Origin of the sequence: Acinetobacter sp. SFD (genome assembly GCF_001647575.1) — a bacterium.
GTDB classification, from domain to species: Bacteria; Pseudomonadota; Gammaproteobacteria; order Pseudomonadales; family Moraxellaceae; genus Acinetobacter; species Acinetobacter pecorum.
In genome coordinates this window covers 1-25373 of record NZ_LSZJ01000014.1, presented here as the reverse complement: position 1 = coordinate 25373, position 25373 = coordinate 1, and the positions used below count along the sequence as shown (strand labels likewise).

General features: G+C 41.2%; 21 protein-coding genes. 15 read left to right on the top strand and 6 right to left on the bottom strand.

Translation table 11 applies throughout. From position 1 onward, the window contains the following. Positions 1 to 46 precede the first annotated feature (46 nt). The gene (locus AY605_RS11335) at positions 47 to 559 is read right to left on the bottom strand and encodes a pyridoxamine 5'-phosphate oxidase family protein (RefSeq protein ID WP_064096498.1); all 513 of its coding nucleotides are present in this window, start codon (positions 557 to 559) and stop codon (positions 47 to 49) included. Positions 560 to 1245: 686 nt separating this feature from the next. Here AY605_RS11335 and AY605_RS11330 point away from each other — a divergent pair. The 4 genes from AY605_RS11330 (at position 1246) to AY605_RS11315 (ending at position 4332) form a co-directional block, all read left to right on the top strand. Next, on the top strand, positions 1246 to 2031 hold the full coding sequence (locus AY605_RS11330; protein ID WP_228138652.1) for a HesA/MoeB/ThiF family protein: 786 nt from the start codon (positions 1246 to 1248) through the stop codon (positions 2029 to 2031). Between the two features lie 58 nt (positions 2032 to 2089). Then, the gene (locus tag AY605_RS11325; RefSeq protein WP_064096497.1) at positions 2090 to 3388 is read left to right on the top strand and encodes an ABC1 kinase family protein; all 1299 of its coding nucleotides are present in this window, start codon (positions 2090 to 2092) and stop codon (positions 3386 to 3388) included. 169 nt (positions 3389 to 3557) lie between these two features. Next, positions 3558 to 3938 carry a dihydroneopterin aldolase gene (gene folB / locus AY605_RS11320; RefSeq protein WP_064096496.1) on the top strand — a complete coding sequence of 127 codons (381 nt, stop codon included), beginning with the start codon at positions 3558 to 3560 and terminating at the stop codon, positions 3936 to 3938. Then, positions 3895 to 4332 (top strand): 2-amino-4-hydroxy-6-hydroxymethyldihydropteridine diphosphokinase, encoded by a 438-nt coding sequence (locus AY605_RS11315; RefSeq protein WP_064096495.1) that lies wholly within the window; start codon positions 3895 to 3897, stop codon positions 4330 to 4332. Before folB ends, AY605_RS11315 begins: the two co-directional genes overlap by 44 nt. 593 nt (positions 4333 to 4925) lie before the next feature. Here the strand turns inward: AY605_RS11315 and AY605_RS11310 are convergent. Beyond that, complete coding sequence (locus AY605_RS11310; protein ID WP_064096494.1) at positions 4926 to 5627, bottom strand: VIT1/CCC1 transporter family protein; 702 nt, start codon at positions 5625 to 5627, stop codon at positions 4926 to 4928. A 283-nt stretch (positions 5628 to 5910) separates the two neighbouring features. Between AY605_RS11310 and AY605_RS11305 the strand changes: the two genes are divergently transcribed. Then, positions 5911 to 6612, top strand: coding sequence for a DUF1003 domain-containing protein (locus tag AY605_RS11305; protein WP_064096493.1), 702 nt, complete (start codon positions 5911 to 5913; stop codon positions 6610 to 6612). 146 nt (positions 6613 to 6758) lie between these two features. Here the strand turns inward: AY605_RS11305 and coq7 are convergent, their stop codons facing one another. After that, positions 6759 to 7394: a 2-polyprenyl-3-methyl-6-methoxy-1,4-benzoquinone monooxygenase gene (coq7, locus tag AY605_RS11300; protein WP_064096492.1), complete on the bottom strand. Its 636-nt coding sequence runs from the start codon at positions 7392 to 7394 to the stop codon at positions 6759 to 6761. Positions 7395 to 7397: 3 nt separating this feature from the next. After that, the gene (locus AY605_RS11295; RefSeq protein ID WP_064096491.1) at positions 7398 to 8717 is read right to left on the bottom strand and encodes an MFS transporter; all 1320 of its coding nucleotides are present in this window, start codon (positions 8715 to 8717) and stop codon (positions 7398 to 7400) included. 174 nt (positions 8718 to 8891) lie between these two features. Between AY605_RS11295 and AY605_RS11290 the strand changes: the two genes are divergently transcribed. From AY605_RS11290 to AY605_RS11265, 6 genes are all read left to right on the top strand, one after another. Continuing rightward, positions 8892 to 11648 (top strand): autotransporter assembly complex protein TamA, encoded by a 2757-nt coding sequence (locus tag AY605_RS11290; protein WP_064096490.1) that lies wholly within the window; start codon positions 8892 to 8894, stop codon positions 11646 to 11648. Positions 11649 to 11684: 36 nt separating this feature from the next. Then, the gene (locus AY605_RS11285) at positions 11685 to 16208 is read left to right on the top strand and encodes a translocation/assembly module TamB domain-containing protein (protein WP_064096489.1); all 4524 of its coding nucleotides are present in this window, start codon (positions 11685 to 11687) and stop codon (positions 16206 to 16208) included. 319 nt (positions 16209 to 16527) lie between these two features. After that, entirely contained in the window at positions 16528 to 16731 is a 204-nt protein-coding gene (locus AY605_RS11280) for a hypothetical protein (protein WP_064096488.1), read from the top strand. Between the two features lie 262 nt (positions 16732 to 16993). Then, positions 16994 to 17263 (top strand): hypothetical protein, encoded by a 270-nt coding sequence (locus AY605_RS11275; RefSeq protein WP_064096487.1) that lies wholly within the window; start codon positions 16994 to 16996, stop codon positions 17261 to 17263. Between the two features lie 449 nt (positions 17264 to 17712). Continuing rightward, entirely contained in the window at positions 17713 to 17994 is a 282-nt protein-coding gene (locus AY605_RS11270; RefSeq protein WP_064096486.1) for a hypothetical protein, read from the top strand. 623 nt (positions 17995 to 18617) lie between these two features. Then, positions 18618 to 18818 carry a hypothetical protein gene (locus tag AY605_RS11265; protein WP_064096485.1) on the top strand — a complete coding sequence of 67 codons (201 nt, stop codon included), beginning with the start codon at positions 18618 to 18620 and terminating at the stop codon, positions 18816 to 18818. 218 nt (positions 18819 to 19036) lie between these two features. Here the strand turns inward: AY605_RS11265 and xseB are convergent, their stop codons facing one another. After that, on the bottom strand, positions 19037 to 19231 hold the full coding sequence (gene xseB, locus AY605_RS11260) for an exodeoxyribonuclease VII small subunit (RefSeq protein ID WP_064096484.1): 195 nt from the start codon (positions 19229 to 19231) through the stop codon (positions 19037 to 19039). Beyond that, positions 19221 to 20492 carry an exodeoxyribonuclease VII large subunit gene (gene xseA / locus AY605_RS11255; protein WP_064096483.1) on the bottom strand — a complete coding sequence of 424 codons (1272 nt, stop codon included), beginning with the start codon at positions 20490 to 20492 and terminating at the stop codon, positions 19221 to 19223. The genes xseB and xseA overlap by 11 nt, the downstream gene beginning before the upstream one ends. Positions 20493 to 20840: 348 nt before the next feature. Between xseA and AY605_RS11250 the strand changes: the two genes are divergently transcribed. From AY605_RS11250 to AY605_RS11235, 4 genes are all read left to right on the top strand, one after another. Next, complete coding sequence (locus AY605_RS11250) at positions 20841 to 21275, top strand: I78 family peptidase inhibitor (RefSeq protein WP_064096667.1); 435 nt, start codon at positions 20841 to 20843, stop codon at positions 21273 to 21275. A 113-nt stretch (positions 21276 to 21388) separates the two neighbouring features. Beyond that, complete coding sequence (locus tag AY605_RS11245; RefSeq protein ID WP_064096482.1) at positions 21389 to 21748, top strand: hypothetical protein; 360 nt, start codon at positions 21389 to 21391, stop codon at positions 21746 to 21748. Positions 21749 to 21954: 206 nt separating this feature from the next. Next, entirely contained in the window at positions 21955 to 22224 is a 270-nt protein-coding gene (locus AY605_RS11240) for a hypothetical protein (RefSeq protein WP_064096481.1), read from the top strand. A 297-nt stretch (positions 22225 to 22521) separates the two neighbouring features. Continuing rightward, entirely contained in the window at positions 22522 to 25161 is a 2640-nt protein-coding gene (locus AY605_RS11235; RefSeq protein WP_064096480.1) for a bifunctional aconitate hydratase 2/2-methylisocitrate dehydratase, read from the top strand. Positions 25162 to 25373: the final 212 nt, after the last annotated feature.

Below are 25373 nucleotides of genomic sequence, written 5' to 3'. Positions count from 1 at the left end.
TAGCCTCTTATGAAAAGAGGCTAAACAGGAGAGAAAAGTTTAAAATTTATAGAGTCACTTTCTCATGTTCTGTATCTGGTTCTTCCGGTTTACCTGTTACATTTCCTTTAAGAACTTTGAGTAAATGGGTCACTTTATTATCTTTCACATTCCAGTATTCAGCACTTACTGCTTTGGCAATCAGAACACGAACGCTTGGGTCGTCTTTACCCTGAAACCAGTTTTCTGCCCAGGGATTCCATAGCTTCTCAATCAGCATGCGGTCTGTACTGATTTCCCCATGTGCACTAATGGATACATAAATATCATCAGAGGGCTTGGAAAAAGACAGTCCCAAATGGCGACGGCCCGCATTTACAGCCTGAACAATATCGTTGGTGTCCTTCATAATAAAATAAAGATTCTGATCCTCATTCATCGCTTCAGAGTTAAGCATGGTCATTGGCTGTGAGTGAAGTTCTTGAGTATCGGTCTGATGACTGATCATGGTAAAGCGGACGTCTTTGATCAATTCCCATAATTTTTCACGGTTATTATGTTCTGAATGCTGTTCAGTCATATCATTGCTCCATGGTTCTTAAGATTCAGTTTTTTGTGGCTTTAAGCAGCTTAACCATATTTAAGAACCGATACAGAAGGTCTCACTGAACTTATACATTTTCATACTGAATGGCAGAAAGTGACTACAGAAGCACTAAACAAGCAGGGGGCAGTTACAGGGTGGTAAAGAGTGAATATATGATAATAAATGAGAGAAAATTATAAGAAATCGCAAGTGAAAATGAAGAAAAGTGAAGGAGTTGAGCACTATAAAAATGAACTCACTCCTATAGCAAGTTAACATTCGGCATGTTTAACGTGGCAATATAACTTATTGAGAGAAATATTTAGCAGATCATCAGGCACAATGTTGCAACAGTAGAGGAAGCTAAAAATTTTCATACGCTATTCTAAATCAACGTAAGTATCTAAAATTTCTGATAGCTTCTATCAAACAAATGAGAATTTTCCACGAGTTGTGATCTAATTGGTATCATTAAAAAATCCTGTGGCACCACAATATTGGCAACTTGATCGCGAGCATTTAACTGATATGATATTTGGCGCCGTTTCTAAACCATTGATTGGTTTGCTGGTTATACGCAGGGAAGTCAATTTATCTGAAATATATCTATATATTGAAATTTCAGTACCCATACTTCTATGACGATTACTTTTTAAATATTTTCAAAACAGGGAAAGACATTGTCTACATTTAATACGGATACTGTATCTTCAGAATTCGAACTGAGCGATGCAGAAATGCACTTATATGCTCGACAGCTCCTCTTAGAGGGATGGGATATCGAAGCACAGGAAAAACTGAAATTTTCTAATATCTGTATTGTGGGATGTGGCGGGATTGGTTGTGCTTTAGCAGAACTGCTGGCCCGTGCCGGTGTCGGTAAAATTACCCTGATTGATCCAGATACAATTGAAATGAGTAATCTGCAACGACAACTGGCTTTTACTCCACAGGATTTAGGTTTTTATAAGGCAGAAACACTGGCAGAAAGGCTGGGGCAGATTAATCCGAATGTGCGGATTGACTATATCAATCAGGCCTTAACTGAGAACAATGCAGAAAGTATTATTGGGCAGCAGGATCTGGTGCTGGATGGCTGTGACCAGTTTGAAACACGCTACCTGGTCAATCAGATCTGTGTAAAACTCAATGTACCCTTAATCAGCGCCTCGGCCATTGGCATGCAAGGTCAAATGTTTATGATTGAAGGTGATTCTGCCTGTTATGCCTGCCTCTTCCCGCCAGAGCATCAAGAGGATACTAGTTTACGCTGTGCCGATTCTGGTGTACTCGCAACCACACCCAACGTGATGGCAAGTCTGCAGGCACATCATGCATTGCTATATTTGGGCTTGGGAGTAATGCCACTGAGACAGAAACTTCTGCTTTGGGATGGTCTCAGCTTCAAGCAGCGAATTTTAAGTTTCGAAAAAGATACAGATTGTCCAATCTGTCAGGCAAGATAAACCTGCAATTTTTAATTTTTTTGCTACACTGCATGTAATTAATTTTTCCTAAGACATTATGAAAAACAATATCTGGTTAGATGGAATACGCTCGGTTGCCCGTATGGGTGAAACCGCGGTGGTTGCGGCAAAGGCAGGCATCAAATATGCTACCGAAAAGCCAAGCAACGCCAAACTCATGCGCGAGACTTTTGAATCATTAGGTTCAACTTATATCAAGCTCGGTCAGTTTATTGCCAGTACGCCGTCATTATTTCCACGTGAATATGTAGAAGAATTTCAGGGCTGTCTGGACCAGACGCCGACTTTGCCATTTAGCTATATTCAGGAAGTACTGGCCTCAGAATTTGCTGGCCGTAATCTGGATGAGATTTTTGCCTCAATCGAGGAAACACCACTGGCTTCTGCCTCAATTGCACAGGTACATGCGGCCAAACTGGTATCGGGTGAAGATGTTGTTATTAAGGTGCAAAAGCCGGGTGTGGAAACCATTCTTTATACCGACTTGAATGTCCTGCATTGGGCAACAAAGCTGCTGGAAAAAGCCGTACCAAAAGTGAAATTTGCCTCACTGGCCGATATTGTCGAAGAAATCAAAACCCGGATGGTACGTGAAGTCGACTTTATTGAAGAAGCACAAAATCTGGATGACTTCGTCAATTATCTGAATATTACCAACAACAAGGCGGCCACGGCACCAAAAGTTTATCATCAGTATTCAACTCGTCGTGTCCTGACCATGCAACGTTTGTATGGTGTGCCACTGACCGATTTTGAAGTGGTGAAAAAAGTCGCAAAGGACCCGTCACAGGTATTAATTACAGCCATGAATACCTGGTTTGGTAGTCTGATGATGTGTAATAGTTTCCATGCCGATCTGCATGCCGGTAATCTGATGCTTCTTGAAGATGGCCGGGTTGGTTTTATTGATTTCGGTATTGTTGGGCAGCTCAAACCTGAAGTATGGACTGCATGTATGGCCTTTATGGATGCTTTGCAGCATACCAATTATACCTTGATGGCAGAAAACATGCTGAAAATGGGCATGACTGCAGTTGAGATTGACACTAAAGTGCTGGCTGCTGATCTTGAGCGTCTGTTTGGCGGGGTGATGCTTGCCGATCCGCAGGAACTGCTGACCTCAAGTCCTGCAGATCTCAACGATATCATGATGGATATGGTCGCTGTGGGTGAGCGTCATGGCATCCGCTTCCCGCGTGATTTTGCCTTACTGTTCAAGCAAATGCTGTATTTCGATCGTTTTATGCGGATTCTTGCGCCATATACAGACATTTATGCAGATCAGCGTTTGCAAATGGTGCAAAGTATGGATCCAAATCTGCTGTTAAAGCATTAATTTAATCTCTCCCGACCTTCTTTTCTTTCGCAAATTTTAAAGCAGGGCTTTAAAAAAGCGCATGGAGGAGTGTCTCATTGCTTGATAAAATATAAGCAATGCAAGTCCCTCTTTAATAAAAAGGGACTTCGGGAAATTAGTGGTAAATATCATCTTATCGAGCAATCCAATGGACGCCATTATTATTGAAGGCTTAAAAGTCGAGACAGTTGTGGGCTGCTTTAACTGGGAGCGCCAGATTATTCAGCCTTTAATGCTGGATTTGACTATTCACACCGATTTAGAACAGGCATCAAACTCAGATGCGCTTGCAGATACGCTAAATTATGCAGAAATTTGTGAGATTTCCAGCAAGGTCATTCAAGAAGCCAAGCCTGAATTGATTGAACATGCAGCAAAGTTGGTGCTAAATGCACTTTTTACTACCTTTACAGCAATTGAATCGATTAATATTACGATCCGTAAGCCTGCCATTATCGCGCAAGCCAATTCTGTAGGAATACGTCTTGAACGCCACCGAAACGATTTTCGCCCTAGCATTAGCGAGTAATTGTCATCCTCAACAACATTTTCAGGCTGCACAGCAACGTATTTCCGAATGGGGGGAAGTTCAGTTTTCTCCTGTTTATATGATTCCTTGCCGTGATGGCATAGGAGCCAATTACTGGAATGCTGCGTGTTTATTGCGAAGTTCGGTGTCCAGTGAAGACATGATTGATCTGCTTAAACAGCTAGAAAAGGCATCTGGGCGAGTGCGTCCATCACATCAGATTACTTTGGATGTTGATTTGATCGCCTGGGGAACAGATCTAACGCATATGCAGTTTAATGAAAAAAAACTGCCTTTGGCTCTGGATGTGAAAGTTCCGATGTTTGATATCTGGGATGCTGCCATATTTGAATACGGACAACATAGTTTTCCAACAATCAAGCAGTTTATTTAAATCAAATCCCATGATTTTTTTGTTTATGCATTTTATTCAGTATTGATGGATTGCCTGATCAAACAAGATCAGGCTTTTTTATGATGCAGTTTTTTGTTTTTATATGAAAAGAAAAATTCAGATAAGATAGCTCAGGCAGAGTTTAGGAATCATTTAAAAATGAAAATATTGGAAATTGTGGTTTCGGTGATTTTAATCCTTGGGATCCTTTATGTGATCCAATGGGGATTTCATGGTTTTCCGACAGGGAATTAATATTTGATTGATTTAAAGCTCTGGAATTTATTTTAAGCTCGATAAAAAACCTCAAAGTAGCAAGAAATGAATCATCGCTATTTCACTTTTTCTTGTTATAAAAAATGATCAGCAATACGATAATGATCGCCAAGATGGCAAGAATGATCGTAGTTTCCATAACAATACCTCTCAGGCATAGATCTTAGGTTTTAAGCATCTAAATTAAGACCGAACATATATTAATTAAACTCAAGTTTTGTTAGAGCCGTTAGTTTTTCGAAAAAACATTTTTCAGTGATGTTAATAGAAGAACCGCTCAATCCTATTCTGTATTTAACTAAAAAATAAACCCATATTTAGGCAACTGACACATTAAATAATGATCCTATCCAGGCACTAAACAACATGGCGATAATTCCCCAGAGCATCACCCGGACTGCACCTCTCCAGACACTTACTCCACCGGCATAGCTCGCCAGTGCACCCATCATCCCCAAACTTAAAACGCCAATCAGCATGACGCCTTTATCCAGATATCGATCTGGCAGAATCATAATCGAGATTAAAGGAAATAATGAGCCTACGGTAAATGCCAGAGCTGAAGAAAATGCCGCAAGAAAGGGTCGGGCAGAGGTATGCGCTGAAATACCAATCTCATCACGGGCATGAGCATCCAAAGCATTATGTTCAGTCAACTGCTCAGCAACCCTTTGTGCCAAACCTGGTTCCAGGCCGCGTTGTATATAAATCGTCTTCAGCTCATTTAGTTCATTATTGGGATGGCGTTGCAGTTCACGCTCTTCCATGAGAAGGTCATTTTTTTCAATATCCTGCTGGGATTTGACTGAAATATATTCACCCGCTGCCATAGAGGCGGCACCAGAAATCAATCCGGCAACACAGGTCACCAGTAAAATTTCCTTGGATGCTCCACTGGCTGCGATACCCACCACCAGACTGGTGACTGAAATAATTCCGTCATTTGCCCCCAGTACAGCTGCGCGAAGCCAGCCCGCACGTTCAATATAATGTTTTTCAAGATGGTATGAGTGGCGCATAATGAAGCCTCTTCTTTATTATTATTATGATTATAGTAAATTTATGTTAGGTAGAGACAGATAGATGAAATCGATCTGAAAATTAACCTGAATGATCAGATCATAGTGCACTTGGCAAAGCATTTTATCAACCAAAGATCTAACCGATTTGGGACTTAATAATTTAATAGTTCGAGGGAAAGTAATACTGAACTGATATAAAAATTATAAAAGTAAAAAATCAATAAACCAATAAGATATATCCAAATGATAGCTAGGAAAGCTGGTATAAAAGAGAATTATCATGAAAGAAAAAAATGAAAATCATAGCTGCTTGGTGTGCGGCAAACGTTTTCCTTTAAAAAATCTTACACCGATGGGAACTGTCAGAAAGGTCATTACCGAAGAAATTGCAAAGGATATTCCTGACTGGACACCGCAAAATTATATCTGCCAGACAGATCTGACCCGATATCGCATGCAGTATGTGCATTCATTATTAAGCTCAGAAAAGGGTGAATTGACTGATCTTGAGTTTGAAGTGATTCATAGCATGCATGAACATGAGCTGATCACCAAAAATGTAGAAACGGCATTGGAACAAAAATGGACCTTGGGTGAAAGGCTGGCCGATAAAATTGCAACTTTTGGTGGAAGTTGGGTCTTTCTGATCTGTTTTGCAATTTTTCTAGGTCTATGGATTACGATAAATACTGTGGTGATGGTGACTCAGCCTGCAGACCCTTATCCATTTATTCTGTTGAATTTAATCCTGTCCTGTCTTGCAGCGATTCAGGCGCCTATTATTATGATGAGCCAGAACAGACAGGAAGCAAAAGACCGTTTACGTTCACAAAATGATTATCAGATTAATTTAAAAGCTGAACTGGAAATTCAGTATTTACATGAAAAATTAGATCATTTGCTGCTACATCAATGGGAAAGGCTGGCACAAATCCAGGAAATTCAGCTAGACCTACTTTCTGAAATGAACAAAAAAGATTAAAAGGATACTGTAGGCAATCTCTATTATTTTATAGAGCTTAAAAGTAATAAGATCACCACATGCCTTGAGTTAATATTATCTTGCTCAAGATTTGAGACTTATTAAAAAGCCCACAAATGAGTGGGCTAAGAATGAAAATAACTGGTTTAAATAAAATAGCTGGTTTTGGTCATCAGCTTGGAAATGCCAGTCATTGCAATTTTGACAGGAATGGGCAAATCTACACCACCTGCCTTTAAAGCTGTATCCCGATGATGCAGTTCATCTTCGTTCATCTGTTTCAGAATACGGCGAGAACGTTCATCCTGAGGGGGTAATTGGCTAATATGATGCTGTAAATGCATGCTGACCTGACGTTCTGTTTCAGCCACAAAACCCAGACTGTATTTATCACCTGCGATTCCGGCAATTGCGCCCATACCAAAGGAAAGACCGTACCATACCGGATTGAGCAGACTGGTATGGCTATCCAGTTCTTTTAAGCGGTCTTCACACCATGCCAGATGATCCTGTTCTTCAATCGCAGCCTGTTCCATTTCACGACGTACATTCGGGAGTTTTGCCGTCATGGCCTGACCATGGTACAACGCCTGTGCACAGACCTCACCACTATGGTTGACCCGCATTAACCCTGCCACATGTCGTGCATCACTGACCGTCAACTGCGTTTCTACCGGTTGGGCCGGGTTTTCACGTTGCGCTGAAGTCGTGCCCGGGACTAGACTGCGTAATGCCTGGTCAAAAGAATGAATCAACTTATCCAGACCTGTATATTGACGCATGAATTAATCCTCCAAGGGTGCTTTCGCGATTTTGATCATTGGTTTTAGGCGGTAAAGTAACCATAAAGTAAACAGGCCACTTAATACTGCAGTAATACAAAAAAGTATTTTAAGATCAAGCTCTAGAATACTTAAAATAATAATAGAAAATATAGCAGAAGATACCATGAAAACGGCATTCAGAATATTATTTGCTGCAACCACACGCGCACGATGTGAGCGTGGAGAATGCGCCTGCATCATGGCATACAGCGGGACAATATAAAAACCACCACTAATACCGAGCAAGGTAATGGCTAGCATCACATGATAATAACTCCAGCCTTGCTGGAACACTTCTGCCAGACCAATTAATGCACCTGCACGTTCTGGAACAAAGGCCAGACTCGCGGCCAGATATAAGGCAAACACTACTAGACCGATTGCCCCAAAAGGCACCATCTTGATATTGACCTGACTGCCACCAATTTTACGGCATAAGTATGAGCCTAACCCAATCCCGACAGAGAAAAAGGTTAAGAGCAGACTGGCGACATTTTCAGATGCATGCAGATTCTGTAACGTCAGCTGAGGAATCTGGGTCAGATAGGTTGCACCATAAAACCAGTACCATGAATTGCCCAGTAAAATGGTAAAAACCAATGGTAAGCTTTTGGCATATTTCAAAGTCTGCAAGCTGGTACGAAAAAAGTTCCAGTCTATTTGCAACTCCGGTGCGGAAATGTTTTGCTTCAGAATATAACGGCTTGATATATAACCCATCAGTGCGATGCTGATGATGGTTAAACTGATCCAAATCAGGTTGCCAGCCGAAGCTGCAATAACTGCGCCGCCCAGAATCATACCGAACAGGATTGCCAGAGAAGTTCCAGACTGGAACAGGGCATTGCCGGACATCAGTTCATCCGGTTTCAGGACTTCAGGTAAAATGGCATATTTGATCGGGCCAAAGAAAGTGGACTGGGTTCCCATCAGGAACAGGGCAAATAACAGAATCCATAAATTGCCCAGCAGGAAACCGATAGTTCCCAGCAGCATGATGACAATTTCCAGAAGCTTGAGATAGCGAATCAGCTGTGAACGTTCGTATTTGTCGGCAATCTGACCGGCAGTGGCCGAAAAAATAAAATAAGGAAGAATAAATAGTAAAGCCGCCAGATTATTCAAGGTGCTGATGCTGGCTGATTGCTGTTGAATCCAGCCATAAGTGATGACCAGCAGTAACGCTTGCTTAAATACATTATCATTTAATGCACCGAAAAACTGAGTCAGAAACATCGGAAGAAAGCGCCGAGAAGCTAACAAATGTTCATTTTTGTTCATATAGGCCGTGCTACATTAAGTTTTATTAAGAAATGTCAGTTATGCGTAAACATTGAGAAAAATCATGTAAGATACTTTCAGCTATGTAAAGGTAAAAACCAATTAATTAAGCTCCTTAGCTTATATTTTTCGGTCAAATAATCAATTAAAGAATGTATTCGTTTAGAGTTTGCTATGCCTGCAAAGAAAAATTTTAAAAAAACGATGCTAAATCGCAGTATGGGGCCTCATATACCACCGCACAGTGGTATGCAGCTGTGTATGAGCATCTTTTTTATGATGTTATCCCATCAGAGCATGGCACAAACCGAACAGCCCGAAACGCCCGTGGCTATTTCCCAGGCAGAAATGGTAGATGAGCTGTCCAAAGAGGCGATTCGTCAGGGCTTAGTTACGTCTGAAACAGAAGCAGAAGAAAAAGTTGAAGAAGCTTTAGAACAGGAAGTGCCAGTTGACAGTATGCTGATGCTGGAACAACAGCAAAATGCAGGATCGGGTCTGGATGAATTTACGCCAATCGAATTTGATGATCTGGAAGAATTGCCAGTTCAGACTATTGACCAGAACATGGCCAATGAAATTTATCGTGTGGCTGAACAAGCCAAACAGGAAGCGCAAAATTATCGCAATAGCCAGACCACCGAAACTGTAGTCGCAGATATCAGCCAGCAAGAACTGCTGGAAATCAATCAGGCGCCGGTCAATGTGGATCAGTTGATGCAGTCCATTCAGGCAGACAGCCAGATTATGGTGCAAAACAACGAAGCAGGCATGACCTTAGCAGAAATACCAGACTCGCTTTCACCTGAAAATGACAAGCGGCCAAATATTTTTAAAAGACTGTTTTATAAGATCCGCCCGCCACGCCAGATTATGACGGCAAGAGTTCCTCGGATTAATGCAGACGTCGTCATTGTGAATGAGGAAGGTGTGGCGCAAAGCAACGGCACACTGAATCGCAAGAGTGAATCCCAAGGTTATCTGAATTTAAGAAATAATGTCAAAGCCAAGCTCTCCAGTTTTACCCAGGAGTCTTTTGGCGATTTTAATTCAGCTTTGCCTCAATTGCGGACACTGTCACGGCAGGCAGCTCAGGCGGTGGGTTATTACGATGCCCAGTTCAGGTTTGAAAAAGTATCAGACAGCAGGCTTCGTGTTTTTGTCACACCTAATGAACCTGTGATTATTACCAGTTATGACCTGGAATTTACCGGAGCTGGCGCAGAGCAGCCACAATTTCAGGTCATCAGTATTTTGCCTGAACAGCAAGATGGCGATATTTTTAATCATGGTGATTATGAAAAGACCAAGAACCGGATTGTTACTGCAGCCAATAATAATGGTTATTTTGATTCATACTGGCGTATGCATGATGTCAGGATTGCATTGCCACAGAATACGGCAGATGTGAATCTTCGTTTTGAGACTGGTGATCGTTATAAGCTGGGGAATGTCGAGTTCAGAATGAGTGATCCTGAAAAGGAACTCCCACTCGACCGCGATGTACTCGAAAGTCTGGTTACCTGGAAAGATGGGGCGGATTATACCTTCTGGCGAGTCAATAGCCTGGCCAACAATCTGACCAATTCACGCTACTTTAACTATACCATGGTCGATGCGGTTCGCCCTGATCCGATTGAAAAGGAATTGGAATTGGCACCGGATATTCAGCAGCTGATTGAAGAACAAAAACTTTCTGAAGATCAGTCTGTAGAGAAAAAACCTGCCCGCTCGCCAGCCTCTTCTCAGGAGGTGACCCAGAATGTCGTGGATGAAGATCAGTTTGCCGGTAGTCGTGATCAGGAAAATCCAAACTTAAGAACCTTACGGGTTGAGCAGCAGACCAAAGAAAATGAACAGGATCGTTTAAAGGAACAGGCACGGGAAGAGAAGAAAATCCCGGTCATCGTGACTTTAAATGCAGACCGGGTAAACAGTGCAGAGCTGGGTCTGGGTTATGGAACAGATACCGATATCCGTCTGCGTGGTCAATACAGGCGCGCTATTGTAAATAAGCGTGGCCACTCTTTTGATGCCAATATCGAGTTGTCAGGCATCCGCCAGTCGATTGATGGACGTTATAATATTCCTTATAACCATCCGCTGAATGATTATGTCAGTATTGTGGGGGGCTACGAACGTGAAGAACGTGATAGCGTCGCACAGGGCCAAGGACTGATGATTGAATCAGCAGTGTTAGGTGCAGACCGGATTATTAAAAATCCACTGGGTAACTGGCAGCGTACTTTTGGAGCCCGTTATCGTCTGGATCGCTTAACACAGGATGGTTCTGTCGATTTTAATCAGATTCCAGAAGCGTTTCGCTTTAATACCGAAGATGAACAGCAATCGCTACTGGTGGGTTATGAAGTTTCACGTACCGATAGCGATCGTCGGGTCAATCCGACCAAGGGCTTCAAGCAAACCTATAAGATTGAGCTGGGTAGCGAGGCTTTATTATCCGATGCGGATATGGCCATTGTGAATGCAGGCTGGCGTTTTATCTATTCATTGGGTGAAAATGCAGATTATCAGTTTGTTGGGCGTATGGATTTAGGGTATATCTTTACCGATGATTTTGCCAAAGTGCCATATAACCTGAGATATTTCACTGGTGGTGACCAGAGTATTCGCGGTTTTGACTACAAGAGTCTTTCTCCGGAAATTGACGGCTTTAAAGTGGGTGGTCAGGCCTTGGGTGTGGCTTCATTAGAATATAATTATCAGTTTAAGGAAGGCTGGCGTGCTGCGGTCTTTGCAGATGCCGGAAATGCCTATAATAAGGAATTCAGTAATCCGACCGAATATGGTGCGGGGGTAGGCTTACGTTGGGCTTCACCGATTGGGCCAATACGTGTAGATGTTGCGACGGGGCTGTCTGATGACAATCACCCGATTCGGTTACATTTCTTTATTGGATCACAGTTATAAAACTTCAATTTTAAAAAATAGTTATTTGGGTAGATCATGGTCGAGAACCAACCACAGCCAGAACAAGAACCACAAAATAGCGTTGTGCCGAAAAAGCGGCGTATATTTAGAAGTATCTTATTGTCAGTACTTTTCTCCCTGATTTTTCTGCTGTCTGTGCTGGCCCTCTTGTTTTCGACCAATCAGGGCAGTAAATTTCTGCTGGATCAGGTTCTGCAACGCCAGCAAATTATTCATTATGAATATGAAGGCGGTAATTTATGGCGTGGGATTATCCTTAAAAATGTGCTCGTCACTTTAAAACCGGTGGATGTCAAAATTGATCGTGCTGATGTCAAACTGGGCTGGCGGGCAATTGTCAAAAAAGAAATTCATCTTACAGAGGCGGATGTTCGCAATCTGCAAATTATTAATAAAAATCCGTCTACAGGCGAACCATTCAAGTTTAATGCTATCCGCTTGCCTTTTATACTGCGTGTCGATCATCTGCTGCTGGATCATCTGGTCATTAACACCCAGACCAATGCCGTAGATTTTTACAATATTGAATTAAATGATGCACTTTGGTCCGGCACCGAATTAAATTTTGAAGACTCCCGTATGGATATGGGCTATCTTTCGCTACGTGAAGCCACGGGAAAAATGCAGTTCGAAGGCAAATATCCTCTGGATGCCACGGGTATCCTCAATCTGCCTTCTTTAAGAGAAAGCCTGAATATTCATGATATTCAGGTTCGGGCGCGTGGAACGCTAGATACTATTCAGGCAGGAGTAGCGACCAATACGCCTGATTTGTTGACGGGTTGGGTTATCGTACATCCAATGCGTCCACAGGTACCGATGCGCGGTGAATTACAGTTCAAAGATTATCATTGGCCTATTCTGACTGAGCAGAAACTGTTTAGCAAAGACGGGGTTGCCAAGTTTAATGGTGATATCAAGCGTCTGGATCTGAATGTTGATACTGACCTGATTGGGGAAAATATTCCGCAAGGTCAATATAATGCGGTGATGTTTACTGATCTGGTCAATCAGCTGAATATTACCGACCTGAATGGCCAGTTGATGAAAGGTGCAGTCAGCCTTGCTGGAACAGTGGGCTGGAAAGATCGGGTCAGTTGGGATCTGACGGGGCGCTTAAATGGCATTGATCCTAAACATGAGCGCATTCCGCAAGTCGTACAGGATTTCTTGCCGCCAAGTCTGGATGCCAATATTGCTTCTGCGGGTAACCTGGAAAATGGCCTGCACCTTACCGGACTGGTTGATTTCGACCGTTATGAAAGCTGGAATCTGAAGCTGGATCAAAACCCGGCCAAGGGCAATAAAGCGCAGCCGATGCTACTGGATATTGCCTGGAAAAATATTGATCGCGCCGTACCTTATGTGGGCTGGCTCAGCAGCCAGTCTGGTGATGTCAAATTGGCACTGGTTGAAGGTCAGCAGAATATTCATGTGGCGACCAAAGTCGAGCAGCATGAACAAGGTCTTTTGCCTGCAGGCATGTATCAGGCCAAGCTGAATCTGAAAAATAATATCCTGAATGTCCCAAGTTATAATTATAGTAGCAATGCACAGGCAGGCAGTTTAAGCGGCAATGCACGGATTGAACTGCCACAAGAAAAACGTCAGTTGAAATGGACAGCGGTATTAAATGCCAAAAATTTAAATACCCAAAGTATTGCAGCAGCTTCACCGGTAGACCGTTTGAATGGCCAGATCAAGGCCAATGGCTATGCACAACCGAATCAGCAGATTATTAAACTGAATAATGTCAACCTGACCGGACGCTTGGCAGAGCAGAATGAAACTGTGCGTCTGACTGGTAACAGTACTATTGCCCTGTTATTCCATAATGAAAAAGCTGGCGGTGGATTTAAAGGCTATGCAGTCAATTATGATGGCGCTTTAAATGCCAGTCAGCTTAAAGCCAGTCAGGGCATGCTGAAACTTCGGGTTTCAGGTACACCCGAGCTACTGAAAGTCAATGAATTCCGTCATGATGGGGTGGCTGGCAAGATTAACGCGAGCGGTCTGGTCAATTTGAAAAATGGTATTGGCTGGGATATTAATGCTTCATTAATTCGCTTTAAGCCGCAATACTTTAATGCCCAATTGAAGGGTGAGTTGTCAGGCAATGTGAAAACCCAAGGGGTTTGGTCAGATGCTTTAAAACGTATTCAGATCCAGCGTTTGAATCTGGCCGGTATGCTGAATGACAAACTGGTGCGCGGCACAGGGAATTTATCGGTGATTATTAACTCAAATCAGCGCGGTTTTGTTCCAGAGCAATTTGAAGCCAATAACCTGTTCCTGTCTTATGCCAGCAACCAGATTCAGGCGACTGGAAATGCACAAAACCTGCAACTGAAGGTGAATGCGCCGGCATTGTATGAGTTATATCCGGGCTTAAGAGGTCGTGCGCAGGGCTATATCAATATGCAGGCGCAACCGCGTTTGCAGGCTTCGGCAAATCTTTCAATCGACAATTTTGCTTTTAAAAACCTGTTCAGCGTACAGAAAGTCCGTATTCGTGGACAGTTGCCAACATCGCAGACTACACCAACCTTATTAACTGCAACAATGGATCGCTTGCGTAATGGCTCACGGGAAATTGTTCGAGGCGAAGTATCACTCGCCGGCACACGTTCTGCGCATATACTTAAAGTTCAGGCAGAAAATAAACTGTCAAAATTCTTTGTTCAGCTGGCTGGTGGCTTTAATGCACAAAATAACTGGCTGGGTCAGATTCAAAAAGGTGACTTCGACTCTTTGCGCGCCCATTTGGTGCAGCGTCAAAATGCGGCAGTGATTTATAATACTGCCCAGTCTAGTCTGTTTATCGGTGCTCATTGCTGGATGAGTCAACAAAGCCAGTTGTGTTTTGATCAGCCGATCCGGGTCAATAAAACTGGAGGTAGTGTCTCTTTTATTACCCAAAACCTTGATCTGGAAGATTTCAGCGCATTCCTGCCTGATGGATTGGCGTTGACAGGTAAAGTCAATGGTTATGCCAAGGCAGCTTGGGCACAAGGGGCTAAACCAAAAATTGATGCACGTCTGGTCACCCGAAATGGCGTTGTAGGTTTATCTTCTGAAGACCCGGAATATTTAGGTTCTACGCTAAAATACGATGAAGTTGGCTTGGTAGCAAAAAGTGTGGCACAAGGCTTGCAGCTTCGCCTGGATGTAAAAACTCCAGATATAGGTGCAGGTTATGCCAATGTGATTATTGACCCATATCGGGACAGCAAACCGATGCGTGGCGAAATTGCCTTTAACCAGGTGCAGCTCAAGGTCTTTAAACCATTTATTGAGGACATTCGTAATCTAGACGGAACTTTATCCTATGCCGGAAAGATTGGTGGCACTTTAACGGATCCTTTGCTGGAAGGTGAGCTTCGGGTCAAAGATGCCTCGATCAGTATGATCTCTTTACCCGTGAATCTGACCAATGTACAACTATATTCATCCATACGTCAGAACTCTGCCAGCATTAATGGGGCATTTAACAGTGGTCAGGGTGTCGGTAAATTAACCGGTTCAGTCGACTGGAAAGGTGATCCAAGGGTACAGTTAAAACTGCAAGGTGAAAATCTGCTGATTCGTCAGGCACCATTAATTACGGCCATGGTGACGCCTGATCTGACCTTGGACATGTATCCATTTAATAAAAAACTGAGTTTAAGTGGTACGGTAGATGTACCGCGTGCACTGATTTCAATGCCTGAAGCTTCGGAACCGGTAGTCGGCTTATCCCCAGATGTACGTGTCGTGCGTGAAGGTGAGGATCAACTGGCGATTTTGAGAGCGGCACGTCCATGGGATATCCGGGCGGATGTGGCTGTTTCTTTGGGTAATCAGGTGATCTTCCAGGGCTTTGATAGTCGTATCCCGCTATTAGGCCGAGTGAACCTGTCACAGCGTGGTCTGGAAACCGCAATGCGCGCCAATGGTGCAATCGGGGTATCACAACGGGTGAAAATCGAAGCCTATGGTCAGAGTCTGGATTTGAATCGTGCCATCGCGCGTTTTAATGGTGAACTCACCAATCCGACGCTAGACATTGATGCCAATAAAATGGTTCAGGGTAGTACGGTTGGGGTGCGCGTAACGGGTACTGCATCGAGTCCAAGCATTCAGATTTATAATGATGCGGGCTTGTCAGAGCAGGAAGCCTTAAATGCCTTGATTACCGGTCGTATCAATGAAGGTGCATCCGGTTTAAACCAGACTGAAGGATTCAGGTCTGATGTAAATAATACGATCGCTGCCGCAGGTATCAGTCTGGGCTTGGGTGGTACCCGTGCACTGACTAACCAGATTGGGCGTAGTTTTGGCTTGAGTGGCTTAGCCTTGGATGCACAGGGAACAGGAGATGATACGCAGGTTTCTGTGACTGGTTACATTACGCCAGATCTCTATCTTCGTTATGGAGTTGGGGTATTTACACCAGTAAATAAACTGACTTTACGTTATCAGGTAAATCAGCGTCTTTACTTAGAAGCTAGTCAGTCCTTAGAGCGTGCAATAGACTTGTTCTATAACTGGCGCTTCTAAGCGCAGTAAAAAAGCCCTCAACTGAGGGCTTTTTATGTAGAAAATTTTTATTTATCATAAAATCATCCAGTTTAAGTATCAATCAGTGGAAACAATGAATGTCTAAAATTAAGCTCAATAGAAATAAATAATTCATCCAACATGACTAAATCCTGGCGATTTTATCTCCTAAGAAAGTTAAATACTTCTTATGTTATGACCACAATAAAATATAAAAAATTAATTAAAAGATAGAATAACTGCCTAAAAATCAATAAACCCATAATAAAATTAGGTGTATATTGGAAATACAATTTTTTTTGTATAAGAGCATCTTTGTATGTCGACTAAATTTATCATCCGTTTTTCTGCAATACTATTTTCTATACTTATTTTGGCGGCATTAGTTATTAAATTCTTCTTTAGCCCAGATGTAACCATCGTGCTATGGATTTTTGCTGTGCCTTTCATTTTGGGTATACCAATTTTAGCTTCTGTTGTATTGGCGACCAATGAAGAGCTGGACCTTCATAGCGTGAATTAGACTCCAATCTTGAGCTAAAAGTTAGAGTAGCCGCCATTTTGGTGAATTTATTCCTAATAAATTTTTTAAGTAATACACGACACCTTAGTACGTCAAAAAATGAGTGCATGTATATGCTCATTTTTTATGGCTTGATCTGATAGTTTTGATTTAAGCTTGTAATTATCTAATTTACATAAACCCTAAAAAATAGTGGAATATTCCAATCCTTACTCATTCAATATAGGGATTCATCATAACTCATTATTTTAGAGAAAAAAGAATGCCTAGAAATAACTATTTGCCAGCTCTAGAACAAGTTTATGAATTTTTAATAGAGCGTCCAAATTTTAAAAATCAAAGCGAATTTGATAAATCAATAGAGTATTTTAAAACTCTACATGAAAGTGATCCTCTGGATTTCAGGGTTCAAACACCTCATGTTGTAGCAGGAAAATTTGGTGCTAAAGAAATCATAAATTTAGGATCTATGCCAAAATTCACTGATAAAGAAAATTTCATTAACTGGATTGATGCGCAGATTAACTGTTAAGTCTTCACACTGACTCATCATAGGCTGGATTCTAGTTATTATTCATACATTCAGTAACATGTAGTACAGAAAATAATCAAAACTGGATTGGAAAGCTACAAACTTGAATGATAACTTTATATTTAAATCTTCCCAGTGATGAGGTGAACAATGAGGTTGTTAACTTTGGTAGGTATGGGAGTTGCAGCAAGTTATTGTTATAAAACTATGAAAAATGGCAAGCTCGCTCTTTCAAAGCCTGACTTTGATGAAAGTGTAAAACGGTTTGTCTTGCAAGAATTTGCAGCTTCACATTCCTGATTTATTTTATAAAAAAGCTCATAAAATAGTGAGCTTTTTTATTTTCTAAAAGCTTATAACTTTAATATTCATATTAAAAGCAGTTTTATTATACTCAGCGTGCTATAAAGCTATTACATTGGCTATTTTAAATAATTAAATGAGAAAAAATGGGCGATGAAGATGAATGGTGTGAACTTATATATTCTGAGGCTTTAAGACTACATAAAACATCAAGTTATAAGGCAATTGATAAACTTAGATTCTTTGCCCTGATTTTAGAATTATTTGTCGAGATGCGTAATGATGAGGCAACTATTCAGATAAAGACAGTAAATATTAAGTTTAAGTTAAGATCTAAGAATTATATTTTTTGGGTGTTTGAAATTCCTGATTATCAGGATAAAAGATTATTTATGAGATATATGTATCGTCAATTAAGTAAATTTTGAAGTATATTTATGGTTAAAATCTTTAATTAATTCAACAACTATAGCTATTTATTATGCAACTATAGTTTTTTTATATGCTTATGGGTAATTATATATTTTTATTTAGAAATTGCCTATGCTCTGCATGTTGTTCATTTTAACAACATACCTGAATCAGCGCAAAATTGAGGAAGGGGAAAGCCTATCGTTAGATAGGCTTTTTTTTAGATTTACATTTCATTTCACGAAATGTAATTTAAAGTGAATGTAAAGGTGAAGATTATTAATACTCTTTATATTCTATTTATAAATTTGAAATGCTATATATGTTTTATGAAAAATAAGAAAATGTACATAATATAGAGATATTGACTACAGTATTAGCCTGCTTATTCAAAAGGTTAAAGAGGTTTTTTAATTGAAAAACTGATGTAATCTTATATTAAAGAACTCTATATTCTATAGCTGTAGTTTCTTCCAGTTGTTGCCTTCCTTTCTAAGGAGGATTTTTTGAACAGAGAAGACCAAAATTCAAACCTCTATTTTGTTTATTCAGTTACACAAATGATCATCGTTAACTATTGAATGAATCCCGTAAATATTTGAGCATGATATTTTCTTGGTTAAATAAATGAGGGACCGCCATGATAGATGAAGAAAAGCCGTTGAACTTTGACGATGATAATGTGCCTCAAGATTTTGAAGATGAAGAATTTATCGATGATCAGAAAGAGGATGAAATGTACAACGCTATTACCAAAGACGGTTCAAGTGTTGATCCTGCAGATGACGGGACACGTCATATTCGACCTGAAGATGGCGACCCGATTGAAATAGAAGAGTAATAAAAAGCCCAATTTAATATTGGGCTTTTTATTGTATGGCAGAAGAAATATGAGCTGCAGTATTTTTCATTTAATGAGTCAAGCTATTGAATAAAAAATACCTAAAAAAATGATCACTAATCTTATTTTTCATCTTCATAAAAAGCTCTCCATTACGAGATCTTCTAGATCAGATAAAACAATAAATAGCCGAAGTTATCTTTTGAGTGAAAAGAGATTTACTCTTTAAAGGTCTCATTGAGAGCGGTTTGCACCGCTTCAACGCGTGCTTTACAGGCTTTATAAGCTGTCATGGACTCTTCCACGATTCTCATCAAGTTGTCGATATCTGGTTCTTGCTGGGATTCCAGCAGTTCCGCATTCTTTTTCAAGATGTTATAACCTTCTTCAAAGCTTAAAGTATCATGATTCATGAGGAAGTACCTGTATGAGCTGTGCTGAAAATAGGCCATCGTGTAATTCAATCTGAACAGGCTGCTGATTATCAATTTGAGTAATTGAACTCATCACATGATCTTGCTGGCGAACGATGGCATAACCTTTGGATAAAACGTGTTGAGGGTTTTGTAGCAGCGTTTCTCGCATCAGGGCATCAAGCTGCTGATTCATGAGCTGGGTATGCTGCTGGGCTAGACTGGCAGTATTAGACTTGATCTGTTGCAGACGTTGCAGGGCATCGAAAATCTGGTTGTTGGCCAGAGTTTGAATCAGTTTAAAAAAATGATCATTCTGGTTCTGGTAAGCCTGAATCTGTTGTTGAGATAAACGCTGAATCCGCTGTAGACAATTCGCCACCTCCTGAGTCAGTTCAACTATATGATTGCGGATGCCTGCAATGACTTTACTTGGAGTATCAAAGGAACGATGCGCAATTTCATCCAGAATAGTACGGTCTTTCTCATGACCAATGCCGACCCAAATGGGTACCGAGCGTTTGCAGAGCAGGGCAGCCAGATCATAATCGTTCAAATAAGCCAGATCATTGACTACACCGCCGCCCCGTATAATGACGATCAGATCCGGTGCAGCCTCATAGGTCTGCACCCATTGTTTAAGTGCTTGTGCCAGACTTTGCATAATATTTTGAGGGGCTGTATTTCCCTGAAAAGTCGCACTATGATAAATAAACTCACACACCTGTGCTCGCTGTAATGCATCGGCATCTTTTCTAAAATCTCCAAGTCCTGCTGCATTTTCGGGAGAAATCACTAAAACCCGGTTTAGATCAAAGGGACTGGGCAAATTTTTATTACGCTGAATGAGTCCTTCAGCCGTCAACCGCTCGACAATCTGCTGGTAGCGCCGGGCAATATCTCCCAACGTGTAGCCCGAGTCAATTTCGACGATATTTAATGAAAATCCATACTGTGGATCAAAATTGGCTTTGACCTTAATCAGCACTTTTAGGTCTCGACTCAGTTCAATCCCGCTTTCACGTTCAAACTGCGAGACCATTTTCTGGGCACTAAACTTCCAGATGGTTGCACGGCAACTGGCAATGACCTGATTACTATCCGCTTCTTTTTCTGCCAGCTCAAGATAATAATGGCCGGCTTTAATACTTAAATTTCGAATCTCGGCTTTGACCCATACCGGTGTATCGAAAGTGTGTTTGACCACTTCCTGCACCGTAGCAAGATATTCCTTAAGGGAGAGTTGAGGATCGTCTGTCATGCTAATAGAAAGTTTAAAATTCAATCAAATCTTAAATCAATCCCGTTGAGATCACAAATTTAAAAGTAAGAATAGATAGGAGTGATGTAATTACAATGTAATTCTTTTGGAATGTATAAATATCTACATGGGATGATTAATTGATTGTATTTTATTCTAAAGCAATTTTTTTATTTGATATGTATTCTTTTAATCGAGATTTCAAAGCATTATAGAGCCTAATTTATTGCTGTTTTATTTTCAGTTTTTAATAATTAGAAAGGCTAAAAATCTATACAGACTTCAGCCTGATGGTGATTAAAAAATATGCTAGATTGACAAAGAATGATTAAGAAAGAATTAGCTCTCATGAAAAAAACAATACTGTTTAGTATATTAGCTATCACTTTAAGCGCATGTACTACCATGCCATCATCAGAAAAGGAAACTCCTAAATTAGGGATGGCAAATCCCGCAAGTGAGTATTGTGTCAAGCAGGGTGGTAAGATTGAAATCCGCACTGAAAGTAAGGGGCAGGTTGGATATTGTCATTTAAAGAATGGTCAGGTTGTCGAGGAGTGGGAGTTGCTGCACTTGAATCAACCTAAATGTATTGCTGATCAGGCAACGGCTTTGGTCGGTCAATCTAATCTGACTGAAGAACAAATCAAGCAAAAAACCAAAGCACAAATTGTACGTATGGTCGAACCGGGACAAGCGGTAACCATGGATTATCGTGAAGAACGGGTGACTGTAACGGTGGATCCTGTAAGTAAAAAGATTATTCAGGCCTCATGCGGGTAATCATGCAGATTGAAGAAATCCGTTGAGGAGTTTTTTAAAATTTAGCATGACCGGCATTTTGAAATGACAAATCTTCTCCGATCTTTTATATTGCCCCTCGGAAGGAGAAATTCATGAAAAAGTTATTGGCTTTATCGTTTATGCTGGCTCTGGCTGGTTGTGCCGAGAAGAAACCCTTAACCCCTGAAGAGCAGTGGCAAGGTTATTGTCGAAGTGTCGGTAATGCAGCGCGTACCATTATGCTGGATCGTCAGAATGCAATTGAGAAAGAAAAAGCAATCGAGCATGCCAACAAGATTGACGATGAAACCACTAAAGGTTTTATACTGGATATTATTGATGAAGTTTATGCGCTTCCAGAAGCTGAGATCAAGACAGATGTAAAAGCAGCTCGTGAAAAAGTTCGCGCTGAATTTACTGCAAAGTGTATTGCGACTCCGCATGATGAATTACCAGATTACAAACCGTTCTAAGGAACGGTTTTTTTATGAATAACTAAAATCACTCGGTAAATATTACAACTACAAGATATTTAACCATCAACATTTAAAATACGACTGAATAAAAATAGCCTAAGCAAACGCACACTTTGTGACAATTTCTAAATCTCAAATATAGAAAAGCTTATCTTAATACTGAATAATGAACTCAACTCCAATTAACCGAGGAGTAGCACTATATGGAAGTCGTAAGATATTTGCATCATTCGGATCTGCTATTAGAAGATGAACATGGTGTAGTGATTATTGGCGGAAGCCGCTATGTACTCAGCATCGGTGATAAAGTCATTTTAAAGAAGATGCTAGAACAGGATAAAAAGCTTTATCAGATAGATATTTCCTTTGCCAGCAATAATCACAGTACAACCTGTGAAGATGAATGCGTGGTGAAATTCCAAGGCTGCCGAAACTCATATCAGCAGTATTTAAACTCAACCACTGTACACTAAGGTGGAGTATCTTTTTCACTTCAAATCAGGCAACATCATGGTTGCCTTTTTTATACATTAAATTCCGTTAAAAGAGTCAATTCATGCGCTCGTTTCATGTGGTGTAAGCTGGAACTGATTATGGAATAATCATTAAGGGCATCATTTAGTTATAAAATAACGAGCATCACAAAGAAACACTTGAGTTGCATTAACTTTTAACTGGAAATTTAGTAAAATTTCGGAGTCCATATTATTTGTGAAGCTTGGAATAAGCAGGAATTCATAAGTAATTTTTTAAAAAAGAGGAATAACACTGTGCTAGAAGCTTACCGCCAACACGTTGAAGAACGTGCCGCACTCGGAGTCCCACCGAAGCCACTTGACGATGCCCAAACAGCTGCATTAGTTGAACTACTAAAAAACCCGCCAGCTGGTGAAGAAGCATACTTGGTAGATTTGCTTGAAAACCGTGTACCAGCAGGTGTTGACCAAGCTGCATATGTAAAAGCTGCGTTCTTAGCTGCATTGGCAAAAGGCGAAGCAACCTCTCCACTTGTTTCTAAAGAACGTGCTGTTTACTTACTGGGCACTATGCTTGGTGGTTATAACGTAGCGCCTTTAGTTGAACTTTTAGACAATACCGAGCTTGCTGAACTTGCAGCTGAAGCATTGAAAAAAACGCTTCTTGTATTTGACGCGTTCCATGACGTTGCTGACAAAGCACGTGCAGGCAATGAAAATGCGAAAGCAGTTCTTCAATCATGGGCAGATGCTGAATGGTTCACAAACCGTCCAGATGTTCCTGAAGAAATCAAACTGACAGTTTTCAAAGTCACTGGCGAAACCAACACTGATGACCTGTCTCCAGCTCAAGACGCTTGGAGCCGTCCAGACATTCCATTGCACGCAAATGCAATGCTGAAAAACGAACGTGATGGTATCAACCCAGAAGTTCCGGGTGAAGTTGGTCCATTAAACCAGATCAAAGAACTGATCGCGAAAGGCAACAAAGTTGCTTACGTAGGTGACGTTGTTGGTACAGGTTCATCTCGTAAGTCTGCTACTAACTCTGTACTTTGGTTCTTCGGTGACGAAATTCCGCACATTCCGAACAAGAAAGAAGGCGGTTACTGCCTAGGTTCTAAAATTGCTCCAATTTTCTTCAACACAATGGAAGACGCTGGTGCGTTACCAGTTGAAATCGATGTAGCAAACATGAACATGGGCGACGAGATCACCCTTAAGATCGACAAAGCTGCTGCTAAAGTAACTGCGTTCAAAGACGGCGCGCAAATTGCTGAAGCTGATCTTAAAACTCCAGTACTTCTAGACGAAGTTCGTGCGGGCGGTCGTATTAACCTGATCATTGGTCGTGGTTTGACTACTAAAGCACGTGAAGAGCTAGGTCTTCCTGTATCTACATTGTTCCGTACGCCTGTACAACCTGCTGCAACTGGCAAAGGCTTCACGCTTGCTCAGAAGATGGTTGGTCGTGCTTGTGGTCTTCCAGAAGGTCAAGGTGTTGTTCCAGGTACATACTGTGAACCACGTATGACAACTGTTGGTTCTCAAGATACAACAGGTCCAATGACGCGTGACGAACTTAAAGACCTTGCATGCCTGGGCTTCTCTGCTGACCTGGTAATGCAATCTTTCTGTCACACAGCTGCGTATCCAAAACCAGTTGACGTTCAAATGCAACACACGCTTCCTGATTTCATCATGAACCGTGGTGGTGTTTCTCTACGTCCAGGTGACGGTATTATCCACTCTTGGTTAAACCGTATGCTTCTTCCAGATACAGTTGGTACTGGTGGTGACTCACATACTCGTTTCCCAATCGGTATTTCATTCCCTGCGGGTTCTGGTCTGGTAGCGTTCGCTGCTGCAACTGGTGTTATGCCACTTGACATGCCAGAGTCTGTTCTTGTGAAGTTCAAAGGTAAAATGCAACCTGGTATCACACTACGTGACCTGGTACATGCAATTCCTTACGTAGCGATCCAAGAAGGTGACCTGACTGTTGAGAAGAAAGGTAAGAAAAACATCTTCTCTGGCCGTATCCTTGAGATCGACCTGACAGAAATGGAAACTGACCTGACTGTTGAGCAAGCATTCGAACTTTCTGATGCTTCTGCTGAACGTTCTGCTGCTGGTTGTGCGATCACTCTTTCTGAAGAGAAAGTTGCTGAATACCTACGTTCTAACATCACTATGCTGAAATGGATGATTTCACAAGGCTATGGCGATGCTCGTACTATGGCGCGCCGTGTTGAGAACATGGAAAAATGGTTGGAAAATCCATCACTTCTTAAAGCTGATGCTGATGCTGAATACACTAAAGTGTATGAAATCGACCTTTCTACGATTACTGAACCAGTTCTTTGCTGCCCGAACGACCCAGATGATGCAAAACTTCTTTCTGACGTTCAAGGCGTGAAAATTGATGAAGTATTCATCGGTTCTTGTATGACTAACATCGGTCACTTCCGTGCAGCTGGTAAACTTCTAGACAAAGTACCTGGTGGTTCTTTATCTACTCGTCTATGGTTGGCTCCTCCAACTCGTATGGACGAACACCAGTTAATGGAAGAAGGTTTCTACAATACTTATGGTAAAGCTGGCGCTCGTACAGAAATGCCAGGCTGTTCACTGTGTATGGGTAACCAGGCACGTGTAGCACCGAACACGACTTGTGTATCGACTTCTACTCGTAACTTCCCGAACCGTTTAGGTCAAGGTGCGAACGTTTACCTGGCATCTGCTGAGCTTGCTTCTGTTGCTGCTGTATTGGGTAAATTACCTTCTCCAGAAGAATACCAACAGTACGCTGCTCAAATCGACAGCATGTCTGCTGACATCTACCAATACTTGAACTTCGACAAGATGAGCGAGTATACAGATGCTGCTAAAGACATCGATACTAAGAAAATTGCTGCTGCTCAATTAGCTTAATGTATTGATAATTAAATTAATTTGAGTTAAGAGTAAGGGCTGATTTATCAGCCCTTATTTTTTGAGATATTTATAGTGAAGTCATTAGAAATTCAGAGTTTAGAAATAAATAATAAGTCTATTTGAATAGCCACCGATTTTGTAGACACTCTTTAGTTAGATAAAATGGCTAATTAACGAGGTGTTTATGAGCAGTAGCAAACGATATCCTG